This is a genomic window from Ureibacillus sp. FSL W8-0352, from assembly GCF_038004345.1.
GTDB classification, from domain to species: Bacteria; Bacillota; Bacilli; order Bacillales_A; family Planococcaceae; genus Ureibacillus; species Ureibacillus thermosphaericus.
Map to the genome: position 1 here is coordinate 1,726,460 of NZ_JBBOQT010000001.1, position 19,676 is coordinate 1,746,135.

Genomic DNA, 19,676 nt, shown 5'->3' on the forward strand with positions numbered 1-19,676 from the left:
CCCTTTACTTAATTGGTGCTACCAACCCTTTAAACTTTTCATAACTCACTTTTACACCATCATCAAGGTCAATTTCAATTTGCATATCGGCCATGTGGTGAAGTAATTCATCATAAGCTTTTAATTCATCAATTTTTTTCTCAAGGGCTTTTAGTTCTTTCTTGGCTTTTGTAATTTCTTTAGCTGAGAAATCTCCTTCAATAATTTCTAGTAACTGAAGTTTTTCTGCTTCCATACGTGTTTGGACTTCATGTAAATAATCCGTACGGATGCGGGAAAGGGTTGTTTTATCATAACGATGCGTATAAATCAGGCAATTAAAGGCTTTTTCCTTACCTGATGTAAATAACCAATAAATCGGCCGTTTCTTATATGTTTGAACATGATCTTTGAAGAAGTCATTTAAGAAATAATGTCGCAATGTTTCTTTTGCGGTTTCATTTGGTTTTCGTCCAATAGCATCAGCAATGAAATCCAAATTCTCTTCTAATGTCTCTTCACTAAAGGTAATTTTTACAAAATCCACAAACTTCGACACAATATCATCTTCAAAATATGAACCTGAAAGGATTGGCAAAATATTGTCTTCATCTGCAGGGAACGTTTTATAACGGGTTGGATCAAACTCTCCTCCTGCGTAAATCAAACCTTCTTCGTCAAGAGAATAACGCCCGAACATACAGCCGACAGCATAAGAGATGAAGCTCTTAATATCCCGTTCTAAATCAGCTTTACGAACTGTTATATCCTCATCCGCTACATCTGGAGTCAATTCATCTTGTAAACCATAAATTTCAATAAAGATTCGGTTTAGTTCTTCCTCGTTTTGTTTTAACTGATTGAATTGTTTTTCAGTAAATTGTTTCCATTGTTCAAATGAATACTTTATTTTATTAGAAGATCCATTTAAAAATGGATGTTTCAGAAAATCTCGAGAAGTTTCAAATAAGTTCCAATCTTCCGTACTTATACTTAAACACTTTTTAACTTTTTCAACAACATAATTGTTATCGGATTTAATATACGGTAATAATTCTATATATCCAGGTGGAAAATTTAATGTTGGACTTAAAAAAGATAGGAAATAGTTAGCTAATTTACTATTTAAAAATCCTAATAATTCATACTCAATACATATTGAACTAATTGTAGGCGCAGCACTATCAAAAATATGATTAGATTCATAATATCTAACACTAAACTTTGAACTTGTAATTTTGCTCCATGATAATAAATTCATAAAATAATATTTTTTTCCATCGTGTCTGAAACCTGGTAATTTTACCATCTCTTCTAAAGTTTTTTCATTATATTTAACTACATAAGATTGATTGCCATACCACTTTCTATATTCTCCACCTTTTGAAAGAGGAACAAAAGCATAGTCTTTATTATAATTATCTATTGCAATTTTATTAAAAGGTACTTCATGCCAGTAAAAAATATACTTTTCATTGTTTCCAGTAGAAATTCCAGCATTCGCTTTAAAAAAATTACCTATTCTTTTATTAAATAAATCAATTACATTTTCTGAAGCCCAATAAGCAATTGGACTTCCTGGAATTTTACTAAAATTTTCTTGATTAAATGTATATCGATAAGTTACATTAGGATTTTGAACTGCTTCTATTCCTTTCTTCTTCTTATCAACAGTTGTTTTTTCGTCAACCAAACGGATATAAGTTCCATTATTAATTTCTATACATTTTGAGTTTCTCAAAATAAATGTTGTGGATTGAACTACTTCTCCACCAATTTCCTCAAATGCTCTTGGGCCTAGATGTAACATTGTGTCTATAGATTTATCATTAATTAATTTCTTACGTAATTTCTCATAACTAGATATAAACATCCATGAATGTTGGTTAATAGCCGCATAAAAACTATTTTCTTTTAAATAATGGTCTACTTCCATAAATGCCGCGAATAAGTCCGATTTCGAATCAGGATAATTTTTTCTTAGAAATTCTGATAAATCCTTATTCATATTTCCAGAACCCATATAGGGTGGGTTCATGATAACAACATCATATTGTTTCCTCATAATTTTCGTTTGTTTAATTAATAATGGTAGTAATTCTAATACTTGTTCACGTTTTTCTTCATCAAAGATATCTGTTACAGGAGTTTCTTTTATTTCCTCTAGTCGTTTTTCTAAAAATGTTGTATCTTTTTCTGTGATTTTAATCAATGAACCAAATGTTTTCGCATTTTTATACTGGTCAATAAAAGTTTTAATTTTATCAAAAAGTTCCCCTTTTTCTTCACCAGTAATATAGACAATGTCTTCGTCCGTCCAATTATTCGTTTCTTCTATGGAAGCCAGATTCAATGTTAACCCTTCCCGTTCAATGCTACGAAGAAAACGGCGATTGTATTGAAGAGCTTTCATCACAACAGAAAAGCATGCCAATTGATAAGCTCGATCATCTATATCTAAGCCATATAAATTATTTTCGATAATGAGGCGAGGAATTTCCCTCTCTATATAACCGCATTTGCTATAAATTTCATATAGAACATCAAACATATAGACTAAAATATGCCCACTCCCCATAGCTGGGTCAAAACATTTAATCTCTTCTACCTTTAACTCCTTATTGACATAAGGCGCTATTTTCTCTTGAAAATCTTCTTCTTGATGTTCAATGAAAAATTCCCAATTATCTTTTAAATCATTATGTTCTGGATGGGCTTCTGTCCAATATCTTCCCAATGAATTTTGTACCATATATCGTACAATCCAATCGGGCGTAAATAATTGGGTTGCATAAGGGATTTCTTCTGCCTTATATTTCTTTTTCTCTTTAAAAACACGGTCTTTTTCTTCAGAAATATAAAATTGATATAACCATCCAATTATCTCAATATTTTTCCAATCTTCTTCTGGAATTTCATTGGTATCTGTTAGTTTTCGAAGGAAAGTGTCTTTACCAAGCAATCCTTCTGGAAAAAGAATTTCTTTATAGTCCTCAACCGTTTCAAACATAAACGGCATATATCGGTTTAAATCGTTACAATGTACTTTAATGAGATATTTGAATAGTACATCCGTTTTATTGTTTATTTTCAATTCATATACATACTCATTATCAATCTCTAAATCAAGAGACAATGCCTCTTTCATCATATCCGGCTCGGCGCTGTTTGGATCCAACGAAGAGAGCACTCTCACTTTTGTTGGAAGATAGTCATTCACTTCCATAAAGCGTAAGGCGATAAATCGGTTAAACCATGTATATGCCGTTTCTTCCATTACCCGCTTAAATCCAATTTCTTTGATACGGGCAATCAATTTATTTCTTTGGTGTCTTTCGATGTCAGAAAGCTGTCTGCCGTCAATAAAGACGGCATCGGAGCTTTCCACATCAGCTTTTTTTATCGCATCTTCCGTAATCCCGATTTTTCTTGCTTGTAGTTCAACCCGTTCAAGCAGTTCTTTTCGTGCTTCTGTTGCAAATTTCTTTAATGCACTTTTATTCATATTTTCTTCACCCTTAATCAACTAACTCAATTTGTTTATTTTCTTTAATGATTTGTTTTAATTTATTGGAGAGGGTATGGATATATTTATCGACCTCTTCTTCCGTTTTCAATGTTTTTACAGATACCAATTGTGATATTTTTACTTGTTGTTTTTTCGGAGCTTGTTCAATCGCAGCAATTGGTGGTTCTACAACAGTTCCTCCATTATCCGTTTGTTTCCGCTCCCATTCCAATCTTTCTCTTTCAATATGAATAAGCATTTTTTCTTTAAAAGCAGCACTTTGGGTTATTGTTGCATCTACTTTGAAAATGTCTATGTAATTCTCAAGGTTTGTATTTAATTCATTATAATAGTCTTCCACCCGTTGTTTTGTACTGTTTGAAACCCCATATTGATTTGCAAGTAGCGACAGTTCCTCATAATCTGCCTGAAGCTTCTTACGGGCATTTTCCTTTTTCTCTTGTAAAACAAAATTTATTTGTTGTTCCAAAATATGAATTAATTCAGGGATGTCTTTAATTTGTTTATACGGAATCGGATTTTGAAGAATCTCACGTAATTTGTTCATCGCTTCTTCTACTTCTTGTCCAATGAGATACGCTTTATTGTCTTCAAATTTGCTGAGCGCTTTTAGTCCCTGGTCAAAAATCTCTTTTTGATTTGTACCGAAGAAGCTTTTTACGTAAATCATATCTTCTTCCCAATCCGCTAAATCGTCTTCAAGTTCTTTTAATTTTGTAAAGAAAGAAACATTATCCAATTGGTTTGTAAATTGGCCGAAGTATTCTAATCCTTTATTTAGTAAACTTAAACCAGGATATTTTCTACCTTCATAACGAGCTTTATAAGCGTTGATCTCATCTATTTGTTTTTCGATGAGTTGACGAATATCTTTAATTAATCCGTCTTCGTCATCAGCTAAATCCGTCTTATTGAAAACTTCTTTGCAAACCCTTTTCGCTGTGCGAAGAAGGTCTTCATCTACTTTTACCCTCTTTGTGATAATGGCTTTATCTGCTTCATTGATTTTTCCAAAGACGGTCATTAATTCATTTGTATCCCGTTCCAGTTCTAAATAGGTGGAGTTATAGCGAATACGGATGCGCTGCTCTTTTAATAATTTTGTCAGTATTCCGGCTATATCTAGTTGTTTCCACCCATAGGGTTTGCCTTGGAACCGGTCATAGATGATTTTCACTCGAACTTGTTTATTAATTTGTTCTTGTAAATCGATAAATTCAAATATTTCTTTTTTTGCAAGTTCATTTGGGTCTGTGCCTAATTGTTCATCTAATGTAACTTGTTGATTATTTTCTCTTATCATTAACAATAATTGGTTAGCATTTTGTAAGTGTTCTTTAATGTAGCCCAATTTTGTATAAACACTTTCTACTAAACGTTTCAAAGCAGCATTCATTTTTTCTTTAACAGTCGACCCTTTTACGTCTAATTTTTCACCATTTACATAGAAGGTTGCATCTTTAATTGCTTCTTCCAATAATTCGCGCACCCGTTTTCTTCTTCCACGGGCTTCAACCCGTTTATTGTTTAAAATGTTTTGAATATGCTCTGGTTGTTGAGAAGGATTTCTTTTCTTCAAATATTCTTCTATCCGCAACGCTTCTTCCATTTCTTCGACATAAGAATCACTGCCACCCAGTTTCACGATTAATTCGTCATTACCTGATGACATCATCATTAATTCCTGTTCTGATTTATGATAATGGTCTGAAAGTACAGATAAAACTTGAACGCCAATCGAGGATGTTTGATTTCCATAATCTTTTTCATCCATTTTTTGATTGAATGGGAATGAATATTCCTTCGAATAAGCAAAACGTTTCTCTTCGTATAAATCATGGAATATATAGTTCGCTAGTTCACGCTTAATAAGTTCTTCTTCAACATTTATATGTTTAATTTCACGATTTACATCTTGCTCATCATCTGTTAAGAAAATGTAGTTGTCCCCGTTTTTCTGAATAAGTGTTTGTGAAATAAGTTTTCTTAACGCAACTTTAATTTTTTCTTTCAACTCTAATTTATCTTCATCAATACGGGTCACCATTAATGTTGCAATATTATCAATGTTTGCTGGTAACTCCTTGATGTATTTAATCATAAACAATACTTTCAATAAGTCTACGTTGAAATGATCATCTTTTAATGCTGGATTTTCAGCCGCTCTTGCGATAACTCTGGAAATCGATGGATTCAAAAATTCTTGAATGGTATCATAAAAGGCATAAAATGGAATAAGAATTCCTTCTTCCGCATCTTTGTATTTGAGTCCTGCTTCTTTAAAGGCTGATAACATGGAACGTTCCCCTTCAGACAAATGCTTACCAGAGGAGCCGTGTTTACGCACTTGTTCAAACACATTTTGTAACAACTTAAATTGATATGGAACAAAAGGATATACTTCCGCAAATTCAATATCGTTTTCATATCCTCTTAAATCAGCGGTGCTTTCCTTAAAGCTGATTAGGTTTTTCAAAATAGCGCTTTTATTTGGAAAATCTGCTCTTAATTTATCGAATACATGAGGTTTCTTTTCTAAAATGCGTTTTTTAATCACCTCATCTACCGAAATGGAAGAAAGGGAAAGTCTCGTATCAAAGCGGCCTTGGATTCTTGAGAAGTCGTCTCCTTTTACTTTAATAATCGAGTCGATGCTTTCCTGAGAAGTCACGATAATCCATACTTTACCTGCACAATAAGTTCCTAAATCCTCTGTCACCGTTTGTAAGTTGAGCATGAGATTGCGGTTATCCCCGATATATTGCCCGATTTCATCAACAAGGAAGACTAAATGGAAGTTTGGTCCTTTACTGTCAATGTACTCTTTAACATCTTTTGCAAACTTCTCAATACTAATTTCATAGTTGTTTACTCCATTTTCAAACCAGTTTCTTGCAGACTCTTCCGACATTCCTGTCGCTTTCACCAATGCCCCAATGACATAGTCCGCGTCGAAGTAAAACGTATTCCTACGTTCTTCCCATGGTTCGCCTGCTAATTTAAGAAATTCCTCTTTAAACGTCTCATATACGCCTTGTTTATCCAAATATTTTTCCATTTCGGCAACGCCTGGAATATCGCCATAATAACCACGATGTTCATAAAACACTTTCATGAAGACCCGCAAAATGGCATCTTCTTTCGATTTGTTATCGAGCTGACTTTTGGAGTCGATATTAAAAAGAATTACTTCTGTATCGACATCCGCTGTGCGTTTCATACTAGCATAAACAAGGGGATCTTTTATTTTTGCTTCAAAAAAGTCAACGGGTTTTTTCCCTTTGACTGGCTTATTGTCTAAGAGATAGGCTAGGATTTTCAAAAAATGGGATTTACCTGATCCGAAGAATCCAGAAATCCAAACTCCCATTTTATCTGTTATACCATCTATACTCCTTGAATAATTATCGTAAAATTTCGAAAAGTGTTTAAGTAATTCTTGCGTTACAACATACTCATCCAATTCCTGATAAATATCATCTTCACTAGTTTGTGCGACTTTAATCACACCACGAATGTCACGTTCAATGTCCTTTAAAAACATTTCTTTTAATTGCATTCCCTTTTCCTCCCTAATCGACTAAACGAAAAGCGCGATAGTAATTGTCATCTTTTAATTTTCCAAATAATTGAAGAGATTGTCCATCATATTGGCCAGGGAAAAACATAATGACTGGAGTTTTATCTAGCACTTCTTGAAGATTATTTAATATGTTATGGGATCGAACAAAGGGATAAATTTTTCCAATTCCTGTTAAAAAGACAACGTTATGGTCACCCATTTGTTCTTTAATTTTTTGAAGAAAAATTTCGGGTTTTGCAAAAGTGGTTAAGGCTTTAAAAAGTGCTGTTTTTCCTTGTTTTTGTTCCATTTCAAAAATGCGGTTAAAAATTCTTTTTTCTTTTGCAATTTCAATGAGCATTTTGTATAAATCAAATTCTATAATTTTTCTATCAGTACCTTCATAATCAAATACTTTTTTTATATGCTGAATGTAATTCCTTACTTTTAATTCATATTTGGGCTCATAGTCAAACACGTAGAAACTGATTTCATTTCCAAGTCCCTTGCCTTGAATAAACTTATCTTCTTTAATCTTTGGAATAATCTTATCGAGCCTTTCATTTATATTAGACATTTTTATTCACCCATCGCTTCCAAATATTTTTTATCTCCAATCTGAATGAAATGTTGTTTCAATTCATCATCTATAATCAGCCTATTTATTTCATTTCCCTTTCGATTTTTCAATATGCCGCTTTCATAAAGTACTTGCATAAACGCCCTTTTTAATTTTTCTGTATTTATTGAGCTCCAACTCGCAACTTTTTCACTTTGCTCAGCTTTAGCTGCAAAAAACACATTAATATCCTTTTTTTCAATTAAAAAATTATTATTGTAAATTTTTTCACGTATCACCTCATCCATAAATTCAAAAAATAGGCGATCCGTTTTCATAATGGCGTATAAATTAATTACCTTTGCCATATCATTTGAGCCTTCTACTAGATAATTGATTAAAAATGAATCGAGGGATTCTGCCCTCCTCATAACTGAAGGCAAAGCTCTATTAATTCTTCCCTTATTGTCAAACTGAAATAAGTTTTCTTCCATTACTTTTTTTCTAATTTCTTTTGAATCTAATCCTTGTTGCTTCAATTTTGCCACTTGTTTTAATTCGAATAACAAAAATGATGCACCATTCAAACTGGAGGAGTATTCCAATTCTTCCGGCATATAACCCTACCTTTCATGTAAGATAATTATCCTAATTTTCTTCCATATAAATACAAATAAAAATAGTTTATAATAACTACTTATTGTTATTTTTTTATGATTATAATTATTAATCCTTTTTTAATCGAAAATAGTATTTTTATAAATCTAATTTATATTTTTTCAAATTTCGTTTATAATTTTCAAATGCTATTTTAACATTCAACCTTTAAAGTCTCCATACACTTTTCAAAAGCGAATTCATAAAATAATACTAATTGTGGTAATTTATTAAACAAAATACTGTATAAGGTGTAAGTAAAACCTATCTAAACCCATATATTATTCTTTTTCACATTTGGTTAACCTTAAAATTAAGAAAACAAAATTACCCCATTTAAAAATGTCCCGTCAATTATACTTAAAAAATTTCCACCTCCCGATTACAACAACGGCAGAAAGCAACATCAGTTTCTGTAATTTCGGTTATTAGACCGCAATAGGGCATTCTGCACGGGAAGGAGTTTTTTGAAATTCCCAATCATTAGTTGGAACATCAAAAGAATATTTAGTTTCCATTAATCTTTTTTATCTTGAATCAGCTCCTTTATTTTTCTAAACTTGCAAAAATCGAGTAGGAGGGATTGATTAGCTCCCGTCCTCTCACACCACCGTACGTACGGTTCCGTATACGGCGGTTCAATTAAGATAATTGACGCAAGTCTTTATATAACTTCCGTGAATAGCTTGTCTTCTTATGCCAGTGGTCACTCCACCCTCCAAGAGGTCTCCCACGGGATTCACCGCTTCCTTCCTCAAGTGAGGTACTACGTTTTCTGTGTTCATCATGACTCACTGAATGCCAAGGGCTATTCTCTCTTCATTGTTCGGTCCTTCTTAGTAGTTCTAAACCAACTAATACTATGACCTCTGCTGACTTCTGACGGTTCAGCTACTTATCACTAAGTAGGTTATGAAGCGTACTTCACCTATCCGCCAGACCTCCCCGGGTAAGTACATGCACTTTCACACCATCTATCCGCCTCATTTACTCGATATGACCTTCGACAGAAAGAGCTTTGTTTTGTTTTGCAAACTCACTCAATCATACCTAGCCTTATATGAGGTTCGTATTCCTCGGACCGGTGTTTTGCCTCCAGCTTCCTTCAGATTCCGCGTCACCACGGACACCCTTGCGTTGAGCTAACCTCTACTTCCTATAGTTCATGTACATACCGGGCGCACATGAAAAAGGAACGTCATTTTTGTAGACGTTCCTTTTTCATTGACAGTAATCTTTTTATTAACAAATCTTGAGAGTTTTAAATTATTTTATTTAGATGTAGAAAACGGAATTTTATGAATCCAACGATAAAGTATATCTAAGATAAACTTTCCTAAAGGTATTGTAATAGGTAGAAGTAGTGTACCCAGCAAAAGCATAAAAGGCACAACCTCTTCGACATTCACTGTTTCTAAGCTACCTAATACTAAAATATATCCGATCAATAATCCAACAGAATTTGCAATTATACTAATAATGAATACTGAAATAGCTGAAACTTTCCATCTATGTCTGTTAGATAATGTAGATTTATTTGAAAAATAGAAACCAACGTATCCAAAGGTAGGGATGATAGCAATTAAATAAGCTATATAAGTCCATCGACTACCAAATACATTGTAAAGTCCGCCATATAAACCACTCAATCCATTAATACAAATGAAAGGAACTACAAAAGCTGTAATCACTCCAACTATAATACCTTTAATTATACTGATAAATATCAATTTTTATCTTCCTCCCGTAATTGAAAAATAGAACATTAAAAAATGTAGTATTTATCAATCTATATAAATCAATTATCAGTTTTATTATTGTAGGTATTTAAAGGTGTATTTTGCAATAGAAAAGTGCAGAGAAATGCAATTAAAAATGCAGAGGTTTGCCACCCATTTAATTCCTTTTCGACAATGAGTGGGACAGTCTATAGCTCTCGCCATGAAAAGAGATGATATGGGCGTGATGAATTAGCCTGTCCACTAACGCTGCTGTTAATCGAGAATCTGTAAAGATTCGGTTCCATTGAGGGAATCCATCGTGCTTTCCAGTGATACGGACACTACCTACACGAGTTATTTTTAGTGTCACATCGTAATCAATTGCAGGAGCAAGTGGTACTAATGGATTTGCTACACTACATTTACATTTTAGGTATAAACAATCGTGATGAAATGGTGGATATTGGAACCACGCAAAATCGTTCTGAAAACGCGTTCCGTCTCATCAAATTGTTGGATACAAAAGGAAATGAACTTCATTTATGGACGAATCGTTTTGATATGGATGCAGATGAAATCGCCGAAATCTATCAGTCACGTTGGGCCATTGAACTCTTTTTCAAATGGATGAAACAACACTTGAATATCAAGAAGTTCTACGGTCACAGTGAACAAGCCGTACACAACCAAGTATACGTAGCGATGATTGTATACTGTTTAAATGTGTTAGCTCAGTTGAACACGAATAGTGACCGAAGTACGTTACAAATAAGTCGATATTTGAAAGCAGCTTTATGGAAATCTGCACACATTTGGTTACGGAAAATCGAAAGAAAGAGCGTTCCTTAAAGGTTGATTTGTCGTTGTTGCACTCGCCTTAAGTTATAGGTAAAAAATGGATGTTTACTACCTTTATTTAGGTGCTTTTGTTTTTCGCTAATATTCCAGAAAAATAAAATCTGAAATTTCAAAACTTATTTATGCGACACTAGTGATATTATCTTAATGTTAAGAAATGAGGCTGGGACAAATCTAAAAAAACATCATTTTCTCTAAGGAGAAAATGATGTTTTTTTGATATGTTATTAAAATTGATTTCCGTTCCGGGGACGCTTTCCGCGGGCCCGGCTCGAGCCTCCTCGGAGCTCATCCCTTCGCTCCTGCGGTGTCTCGAGACACGGGCTGTTCCCGCAGGAGTCGCCCCGTCACTACAATCAATTTTTAGTTATATCAATTTTTTATCAAAACTCTTTCAACTGTCCCTTTAATTTTTTGTTTATGTCCCAGCCTCCTAAAATTAAAATACACAAGGCCATCAACAATTGTTATTTGTAACATCTAGTTAAAGCTTAATTTTCTAAGTGACAATATTTTGCGGTTAAATATAAAAACTATGAAACGTTGTCTGTAAATTGTAGAAACAAGAAGATGTATTGGAAAATCATTAATCTTTAAAGGATTAGATTATTCAAAATTAAATTGTTGTTCAATCATAGTGTTTTCACTTCACCCAATATGCACTATGTCACTATACTTTAAACCATTTAAAATTTTTGCTTTAAAGTGTTTTTATTTACTAAATTCATAGCCATTCGTTTTTATACTTTTGATCCATTAATAATGAAGGGATAAAGCTATTCTAAATTTAGGTTTGCCAATTCTTTTATGTTTGGACACATTTTTTAGGTCGGAATTTTGTCCCTTCCACCTTTCGGTAAATCCCTTTTTAATTTTTAATCATCTTGTTCATTCTTCTCCTCTTGAAACCATGAGAGGATTATTTCATAGATTTCTAAATAAGGATGTAAATGCCACTGATCTTCTTCCGATAGTTTAGCTGAACCTTTTTAAAAAATATAACAGATTCTTTTTTATTTTTCCGATTATACGAATGCTATTCTTTTTTTGTACTCATCCTCAGACATCATCCAAAATCAATAAATGCAGCGTGTTTTTGGCAAGTAGAAATTTAGTTTGCCATATACACCATACTGTAAAGGTGAACTGATATCTCAATAGTGGAAATGGGAAAATAATATGTAAAAATATAAGCTACTTAACGTAAAAAGCCAAGTAGCTCAAAGAAGTACACGTAATTCAATTAACCGTATTTATTTATTGTTCATTCAATTATAACAACCGGTTCAAACAACCAATTTCTTGATTTGTAATTATCATCGTCTCGATTTATAACTTCCCGAGTGATGCCATTTTCAATTAACAAATCTCTAAATCTTTTACTCAGAAATACAGGTCTATACGCCCAGCTTCCATTAGATTTCAAATCTTTCATGATATTTATATCTTTAATAGGATATTGTTCAAGATCCCTTTTATTATAGTGATATGGATAATCAATCCGTCCTCTAATGTTACACGTTTGACATCGTTCTTCCGGTTCCGTAATAAAATAATAATGTTTCATTTCGGAACTCCATGATGGAAGAACATTTGTAGGAATCACTTGAAATACGGGCTGTGCAGGCTTTTTACCGCTATGTATCACCTCTCTCAATTCGTACCCTGTTATTTCCCACTCTTTCATTAAATACGCCATTTTCTCCGATACAACCCAGTAATCGACACCGACATTGACCATATATCGATCCCCCACTTTTGAAGTATCCATGACTAAAGGGGAAGTCTGAACTTTTTCCTGAATGCCGCAAGATGGGCAAATCGTCTTCCATTTAATTCCATCCTTTTTGTGTTCTAAAAACGCTTTTGATGAATTACCTGTAGAAACCAACCTAAAAAAAAGGCGATCGTTCAAAATCTAAATAATTAAACCTGCAAGAAAATGATTCACCACATGAAATCTGGTATTCTTTTTTTAAATGAGAAGTGATATAAGAAATTGTATCTATTCCTACCTTTCCGTTGAGTCGGATTGGAACCTGAAGATATACTTCAGTCCCCATTTTCGGCTTATCCGGAAAGTTTAATGAAATATCAAATTTTCCAAAAAGTCTTTCGAGTTCACTTTTTAAAGAATATTCAGCAAAAAAATCTATACATACATAAATATCCATACTGAAACATCCTCTTTTATAAGATTATGGGAAAGAGTGAGTCAAATTATATACTACCCACTCCACCCAAAAAACTACTATAATTTTAATAACAAAGACAGTATTTATTACTTAGCTTTATATTGTTTAGTTTTAGAAAATTGATACAAAAATTCCCATACTGGATCGCCAGTTTCATTCCAAAGTTCTTTATAAGCATATCCAAAAAAACATGATTCATAAATTCTACTTTTGTTGTTTCATATACAATCATGAGAAAAATTACAGCAGTCAATTATATTTTTTCTTAAATCTTACAAATTTATTATATAAATGCAAATTAGTGAATTATGATTTTCATAATTTATCCAACAAATAAAAAGCATCCCCAGTTCATGAACAAAGATGCTTTTTACACAATTTTCCACTTGCATTAAAATCTTTCCTTAATCTCCCCCACCCCTGCTGCAAGCATCACCGCCAACTTCATGCGGGCTTTTTTGCTGTCGTAGTCGCGGCCGAGGATGGCACCTTTCTTTTGTAAATCGTAGGCAGTTCCTGGTGTATCGTACACCACTTTGACGTTTCCTTCCGCCGTGCTCGTTGTCACCACCACGATAACGCCTTTTTCAATCGCATATTGCACTTGTTCCGCAACAGCTGGATGGACTTGTCCACGGCCGAACGCTTCAAGGACAATGCCTTTTGCTCCCGTCTCCACCGCATACTTAATTAAGCGGCCATCCGAACCTAATGAACATTTAATGATTTCTACATAAGGCAATACAGACTTCAGCTCATACGTTTCCTTTTTCACCGCTTTCCCGTAAAGGATGACTTCTTCCTCATCCACATACCCCAAATGGCCGAACCCCGGCGCGTTGAAGCCGTCCACATTGGAAGCGTGATTTTTCTTCACATAGCGGGCAGGAAGAATCTTTTCATTAAATAACACGACCGTACCTAAGCTTCTTGCTTCTTCGCTTGCTGCAAGAATGATTGCTTGGCGCAAGTTAGCAAATGAATCCGTGCCAATACTTACTGGACTTCTTTGCGCTCCAGTCACTACGATTGGGCGTTCATCATGAATCGTTAAATCAAGAAAGTATGTCGTTTCTTCTAACGTATCTGTTCCATGAGTAACGACAATTCCTGCTACTTCTTCATTTTCAAACACATTTTCAATTTTCTCTTTTAGACGCACTAAATGGTCAAATGTCATTTCATTGCTCGGTAATTGGAAAATGGTTTCAACCTGCAATTCGATGTGTTGTGGTAAAACACATTGTTTTGATAGTTCTTCACCTGTTAACATCCCGGAAGACAAAAGACCTGTTTCAGGATTTATACCGCTAGCGATTGTTCCACCAGTACTGATTAAAACAACTTTTTTTCTCATTCCTCGCACCCCTAACATTAAATACAATCATATTCTAGAAAATATTAATTTATTGTTTGAATAACTTCAACTAATGGACTAGAAATCCCTACCGCTAAAAAATCGCATTTTAATTGGCTATCTTATTCTTATAAAAACCCCTTGGCACTCTTACCAAGGGTTCTTATGTTTAACCTTCTAAAATTAATTTTTCTAATTGCAACGGCTCAATATATTCTCCGTTTTTATAAGCGCGCATGTTACCGCCAGAAATTTCATCAATTAATAAGATTTCTTTTGTTTCACGATCACGGCCGAATTCAAATTTAATATCATATAATTCGATGTCTTTTTTCGCAAGTTCTTCTTTTACAATGCCAGCAATTGTTTGTGTCAGTTCTTTTAATACTTTATATTCATCTTTTGATAAAATACCAAGCATATCTAAAGCATCTTCGCTAATAGGTGGGTCTTCTCTTTCATCGTCTTTAATTGTTACTTCCACAAAGGCATCAAGTGGCTGCCCTTCTTGTACATATAAACCATATCGACGTAAGAAACTTCCCGCTGCACGGAAGCGGCAAATCACTTCCAACCCTTTGCCGAATGTTTCCGCCGGTTTCACTTTCATCGTCTTTTTATCGATATCCGCTTCAATAAAATGCGTTGGGATGCCTTTTTCATTTAGCAATTCGAAGAAATATTTCGTCAATTTTAAGCCTGCAAGTCCGGCACCTTCAATTGTCAATCCCACCGTATTGGCACCTGGGTCAAAAACTCCGTCAACGCCCGTTACATCATCTTTAAATTCTAATAAGTAGTTGCCGTCTTCTAGTTCGTAAACATTTTTCGTTTTACCAGTATAAATGTGCTTCATGTCAAGTCTCCTTCTTCTTTTAGCCTTTTCATCGATAGAACTGATGCTGTCTTTATAATAAATCAAACAAAGTTTATCGGACAAGAGTGCCTCTTTTATTAATTACAATTTCTTCATTATGATAGCGATGAGGCCGATGAATCTAAAAGCGGCTGTCTTGTGACATACACCGTTTTACCGCCGTGGATCAAATAAAAAGACTACCCGGAAAGTCCTTCTCTCCGGATAGCACGATTAGCTGACATTATTATTTATCTTCTCTCAACAAATACTGATTTCCATCTTGGTCATAGAAAGTGAACATCGAACCATAAGGGAATTTTTGGAGTTCATCCACCTTTACGCCATTATTTTTCAACCGCTCATACGTTTCTTCAATGTTCGGTGTGCTGAAAAGGAGGGTTGGATGAGCGACATTTTCCGGTTTTTGTTTCTTCATCAATGCTTTTGAGTATAGCACCAATGTCGCAAAATCATTTTCAGGTCCCACCTCAATCCACGCCATCCCAGGCCCCATCGGCTGTTCGAATTTCAATACAAACCCTACTTTGTTAATCCAAAAATCTTTTGCCTGTTCCTGATCTTCAACATAGATTGTGATTTTTCCAATTTTGATCATCGAGATTCTCCTTTTACGTTTTTTCATTTCATTATGCCATAAAAATGGATTGGCTAAGTATTTTCGAACTGAATATTTTCCTATAAATATGGTTTTTTTTCTCCTATATAATATAACCATGATTAGATTCCAGGTTTATAATATATATAAAGAAATCAATGAGGAGGCTATCATGGAAAATGAATATGTTGTTGGTTGGGGCACTTTGGCGTTGATCAATGCAGGGCTTGCCCAAGGAAAAAACCGCTCTGGATTGAACTGGTTCTTGATTTCACTTTTATTGGGACCATTGGCCACATTGCTTTTATTGTTTGCAGAAAAGAGATAAATTTTTCAAAAGACGATGATTTGTAACTCAACATTAGTATCTTTTGGTAATCATATTTTTCTATTCACAAAGAGGTATAATCTGCGCTTATCTCCCTATTTTTTTATGTCGAAAAATGGAAATCTATTTACATTAAATAGTAGTATTTCCCCTATTGCTGAACATACTCTCTGCTAGTATCTTTATTTTTAAGTATATGGATACGCTTCCATGTACGAAATTCAAACAAAGGGGGATCATTATTGAAAGCTGCAGTTGTTTCAAAAGAAAAAACGGTGAGTGTGGTGGACAAACAATTACGTCCGCTTAAACATGGTGAAGCTTTGGTACAGATGGAATATTGCGGAGTTTGCCACACAGATTTGCACGTGAAAAACGGGGATTTTGGGGATGTCACAGGTGTTGTTCTTGGCCATGAAGGCGTTGGAAAAGTCGTTGAAGTGGCTGAAGGGGTCACTTCCTTAAAAATCGGCGACCGGGTAGCCATTCCTTGGTTATATGAAAGCTGTGGCCATTGCGAGTATTGCACAACAGGAAGAGAAACGTTGTGCCGAAATGTAAAAAATGCCGGTTATACGGTTGACGGAGCCATGGCGGAACAGGCGATCGTGGTTGCCAATTATGTGGTAAAAGTGCCTGACAACTTGGATCCGGCAGCTGCCACTTCCATTACATGCGCCGGAGTGACAACATATAAAGCGGTAAAAGTGTCGGATATCCGGCCTGGGCAATGGATTGGCGTATTTGGCATTGGCGGTTTAGGAAGCCTGGCTGTCCAATATGCGAAAAATGTATTTGGCGCAAGAGTAGTCGCATTCGATATTAATGACGATAAATTGGCCTTTGCAAAAGAAATGGGAGCAGATGTCACAGTGAATTCGTTAAAAGAAAATCCGAAAGAAAAAGTCCTTGAAATCACAGATGGAAAAGGATTGGACGCTTGCGTTGTGACAGCTGTGGCGAAAGCACCATTCAACCAGGCTGTAGATGTCGTAAAAGCAGGCGCCCGGGTTGTTGCAGTTGGTTTGCCTGTTGATAAAATGGATCTTGATATTCCTCGCCTTGTGCTGGACGGCATTCAAGTGGTCGGTTCCCTCGTCGGTACCCGCCAAGATTTGAAAGAAGCGTTCCAATTTGCAGCTGAAGGAAAAGTAGTACCTAGAGTAACCCTCCGAAAACTTGAAGAAATCAATGATATCATGGAAGAAATGGAGCAAGGAAAGTTCACTGGTCGAATGGTGATCGACTTTACGAACTAAAAAAAAAAGGAAGGAGCAGTCTCTTTTGGACATGCTCCTTTTTAAATTGCGAAGAATTTGGCGGGCAGAAGACGGTTTGCCTCTATAGTTGGCGAATATGTTCGTTGATTTGGCGATTATTCTTGCCTGGTTGGCGATTATTTCTCCCAACTTTGCGATTATCGGGTTCTGCAGAAACGTTTTTTTCCTTTGGCGATTATGTTCCTCTATTCGGCGATTATCCTTGCCTGGTTGGCGATTATTCTTCCCAACTTGGCGATTATCGGCTCTTCGCAAATTTTATAGAAGTCCTTTCTGGCCCCTACACCCCTCTTTTATTCCCCCACACAAGGGTATGGAGTTGCGGCAGTACTTTCACGTTTTGTAATTCCTCATCTGCCATTACTTTGTTAATGAGCCTTTCATATTTTTTCAGTAAGTGGCTAACGAGTTTCGTTTGATCTTTTGTAGTTGTGTCATCATTGCCAACCTGTAAGAAAAATGGAATAGTCGGATATCTTAAATGTACTTTTTTTGCATATTCATAATCTTCCTCATCAAATACAACGACTTTCAATGAAATGTGCTGGTTGCCGTTTCGGGCATTTAGCTTATTTATGATTTCAGTAAGCACCGTAAAATCCGTTTTCATCCCAGAACTTGGCGGTTTAGGGGAAATCGTTAATTCATCGATTTCATACAGCCAATCTTGCCATCTGCTTCCTTGCGTTTCAACGCCAATTCTTATATCATTTTCCTTTAAAATCCGAACTAATGCCTCTAGATGACGAATCAATACAGGATTTCCACCAGAAATGGTAACAAAAGAAAATCCATTTCCTCCTAGCCTCTTTAACTCAGTCCAAATCTCTTCCGCTGTCATTTGCTTAATCAAACTTTTGCCGCTGCCATCCCAAGTAAAGGCAGAATCGCACCAGGAACAGGAATAGTCACAACCTGCCGTGCGAACAAACATCGTCTTTTGCCCGATGACCATCCCTTCCCCTTGAATGGTCGGTCCAAAAATCTCGATGACGGGGATTTTACTCATCTTCCATCCACTCCCGTCTAGCTTCTGCATAACTTGTAGGAGTCTCATAGAGTCGAATAAATTCCACCCGCGCCCCGTCAAAACCTTTCTCCTGCAACGCTTCCGCCAATTTTTCATAAATCCAAACGACCATATTCTCAGCTGTTGTATTCATTGGCGGCAACGTTTCATTTAAATATCGGTGGTCCAAATAGATTTCAATTTTTTCTTTCCAGATTTTTTTAAGATCGGCAAAATCAATCACCAATCCCCGGTCGTCCGGATAGCCGCTGACGCCCAGCACCACTTTGTACGTATGGCCATGGAGATTTTTACATTTCCCATCATAAGCATGTAAATGATGAGCTGCGTCAAATGTAAATTCCTTGCTGACGAGCACACGTTTCGAGTGATATCTCAATTGGTCTCTTTGAATATCTTCATCTAGTTTTTGAAGCTTATCAACAATTCTAAAATCTAACATGTGAAGCACCCTTTCTAGAACGTAAATACTCATCAAGACCTCTTTTTCTCAACTTACATGCTGGACATTCTCCACAGCCATCTGCAATGATTCCGTTATAGCAAGTCAATGTATTGTTTCGTACAAAATCAAGCACACCTAATTGGTCTGCCAGTTCCCATGTTTGTGCTTTCGTTAACCACATGAGCGGCGTATGAATGACAAACGTATCATCCATCGCTAAATTCATTGTTACATTCAACGATTTGATAAAAACATCACGGCAATCAGGATAGCCACTAAAATCCGTTTCACATACGCCTGTTACGATATGCTTTGCTCCTACTTGGCTAGCTAACACCCCTGCAAAGGAAAGGAATAGCAAATTGCGCCCCGGCACAAAGGTAGAAGGAAGCTCGCCATCTTTCCCTTCCTCAACTTCGATATCATCCCGTGTTAGTGCGTTTGGAGCTAGCTGATTTAAAAGGGACATATCAAGAATGTGATGCTTTACCCCTACTTTCTTTGCAATTTCCTTTGCACATTCAATTTCCAATCGATGTCTTTGACCATAATCAAAGGTCACAGCTTCCACTTCTTTAAACTGTTCTTTTGCCCAAAACAAACATGTCGTGCTGTCTTGTCCACCGCTAAATACGACGATTGCTTTTTCTTCTTTTAATATCATTAAAGACACTCCTTCATAAAATCGAGTAGGAGGGAGT

The 19,676-nt window shown here is 35.4% G+C and carries 16 protein-coding genes and 2 pseudogenes; 3 read left to right on the forward strand and 15 right to left on the reverse strand.

Annotated elements, in window-relative coordinates:
- Positions 1-4: 4 nt before the first annotated feature.
- The 7 genes and pseudogenes from pglX to NST98_RS08845 all read right to left on the reverse strand — a co-directional run.
- Positions 5-3,484, reverse strand: coding sequence for a BREX-1 system adenine-specific DNA-methyltransferase PglX (gene pglX / locus NST98_RS08815; RefSeq protein ID WP_340714947.1), 3,480 nt, complete (start codon positions 3,482-3,484; stop codon positions 5-7).
- A gap of 13 nt (positions 3,485-3,497) precedes the next feature.
- Complete coding sequence (gene brxC / locus NST98_RS08820; RefSeq protein ID WP_340714948.1) at positions 3,498-7,067, reverse strand: BREX system P-loop protein BrxC; 3,570 nt, start codon at positions 7,065-7,067, stop codon at positions 3,498-3,500.
- Positions 7,068-7,080: 13 nt separating this feature from the next.
- Positions 7,081-7,647 carry a DUF1788 domain-containing protein gene (locus NST98_RS08825; protein ID WP_340714949.1) on the reverse strand — a complete coding sequence of 189 codons (567 nt, stop codon included), beginning with the start codon at positions 7,645-7,647 and terminating at the stop codon, positions 7,081-7,083.
- A gap of 2 nt (positions 7,648-7,649) precedes the next feature.
- The gene (locus NST98_RS08830) at positions 7,650-8,246 is read right to left on the reverse strand and encodes a DUF1819 family protein (protein WP_208650580.1); all 597 of its coding nucleotides are present in this window, start codon (positions 8,244-8,246) and stop codon (positions 7,650-7,652) included.
- A gap of 678 nt (positions 8,247-8,924) precedes the next feature.
- Positions 8,925-9,074, reverse strand: coding sequence for a hypothetical protein (locus NST98_RS08835; RefSeq protein ID WP_340714950.1), 150 nt, complete (start codon positions 9,072-9,074; stop codon positions 8,925-8,927).
- A gap of 483 nt (positions 9,075-9,557) precedes the next feature.
- Entirely contained in the window at positions 9,558-10,016 is a 459-nt protein-coding gene (locus tag NST98_RS08840) for a hypothetical protein (protein WP_141603158.1), read from the reverse strand.
- A gap of 166 nt (positions 10,017-10,182) precedes the next feature.
- Positions 10,183-10,350, reverse strand: a pseudogene (locus NST98_RS08845) (ATP-binding protein); the annotation flags it as partial.
- 104 nt (positions 10,351-10,454) lie between these two features.
- On the opposite strand from NST98_RS08845, the pseudogene NST98_RS08850 reads away from it, so the two are divergent.
- Positions 10,455-10,856 (forward strand): annotated as a pseudogene (locus tag NST98_RS08850) (transposase); the annotation flags it as partial.
- A 1,273-nt stretch (positions 10,857-12,129) separates the two neighbouring features.
- Here NST98_RS08850 and NST98_RS08855 read toward each other — a convergent pair.
- From NST98_RS08855 to NST98_RS08875, 5 genes are all read right to left on the reverse strand, one after another.
- Positions 12,130-12,636 (reverse strand): hypothetical protein, encoded by a 507-nt coding sequence (locus NST98_RS08855; protein WP_340714951.1) that lies wholly within the window; start codon positions 12,634-12,636, stop codon positions 12,130-12,132.
- 121 nt (positions 12,637-12,757) lie between these two features.
- On the reverse strand, positions 12,758-13,039 hold the full coding sequence (locus tag NST98_RS08860) for a hypothetical protein (protein ID WP_340714952.1): 282 nt from the start codon (positions 13,037-13,039) through the stop codon (positions 12,758-12,760).
- A 412-nt stretch (positions 13,040-13,451) separates the two neighbouring features.
- The gene (locus NST98_RS08865; RefSeq protein WP_340714953.1) at positions 13,452-14,417 is read right to left on the reverse strand and encodes an asparaginase; all 966 of its coding nucleotides are present in this window, start codon (positions 14,415-14,417) and stop codon (positions 13,452-13,454) included.
- 169 nt (positions 14,418-14,586) lie between these two features.
- Positions 14,587-15,273 carry a phosphoribosylaminoimidazolesuccinocarboxamide synthase gene (locus NST98_RS08870; protein WP_340714954.1) on the reverse strand — a complete coding sequence of 229 codons (687 nt, stop codon included), beginning with the start codon at positions 15,271-15,273 and terminating at the stop codon, positions 14,587-14,589.
- A gap of 247 nt (positions 15,274-15,520) precedes the next feature.
- A complete protein-coding gene (locus tag NST98_RS08875; protein ID WP_340714955.1) occupies positions 15,521-15,892 on the reverse strand; it encodes a VOC family protein in 372 nt (123 codons plus the stop codon).
- Between the two features lie 172 nt (positions 15,893-16,064).
- On the opposite strand from NST98_RS08875, the gene NST98_RS08880 reads away from it, so the two are divergent.
- Both NST98_RS08880 and adhP read left to right on the forward strand, forming a co-directional pair.
- Entirely contained in the window at positions 16,065-16,220 is a 156-nt protein-coding gene (locus NST98_RS08880; protein ID WP_016838205.1) for a hypothetical protein, read from the forward strand.
- Between the two features lie 242 nt (positions 16,221-16,462).
- Entirely contained in the window at positions 16,463-17,479 is a 1,017-nt protein-coding gene (adhP, locus tag NST98_RS08885; RefSeq protein WP_340435184.1) for an alcohol dehydrogenase AdhP, read from the forward strand.
- A gap of 301 nt (positions 17,480-17,780) precedes the next feature.
- Here the strand turns inward: adhP and queE are convergent, their stop codons facing one another.
- Genes queE through queC form a run of 3 tightly spaced genes read right to left on the reverse strand, consistent with a single transcriptional unit; the run spans position 17,781 to position 19,639 of the window.
- Positions 17,781-18,509 (reverse strand): 7-carboxy-7-deazaguanine synthase QueE, encoded by a 729-nt coding sequence (gene queE / locus NST98_RS08890; RefSeq protein WP_340714956.1) that lies wholly within the window; start codon positions 18,507-18,509, stop codon positions 17,781-17,783.
- Positions 18,502-18,972, reverse strand: a complete 471-nt coding sequence (queD, locus tag NST98_RS08895) for a 6-carboxytetrahydropterin synthase QueD (RefSeq protein WP_340705056.1) — start codon at positions 18,970-18,972, stop codon at positions 18,502-18,504. Before queD ends, queE begins: the two co-directional genes overlap by 8 nt.
- Positions 18,959-19,639 carry a 7-cyano-7-deazaguanine synthase QueC gene (gene queC / locus NST98_RS08900; protein WP_340714957.1) on the reverse strand — a complete coding sequence of 227 codons (681 nt, stop codon included), beginning with the start codon at positions 19,637-19,639 and terminating at the stop codon, positions 18,959-18,961. The genes queD and queC overlap by 14 nt, the downstream gene beginning before the upstream one ends.
- Positions 19,640-19,676: the final 37 nt, after the last annotated feature.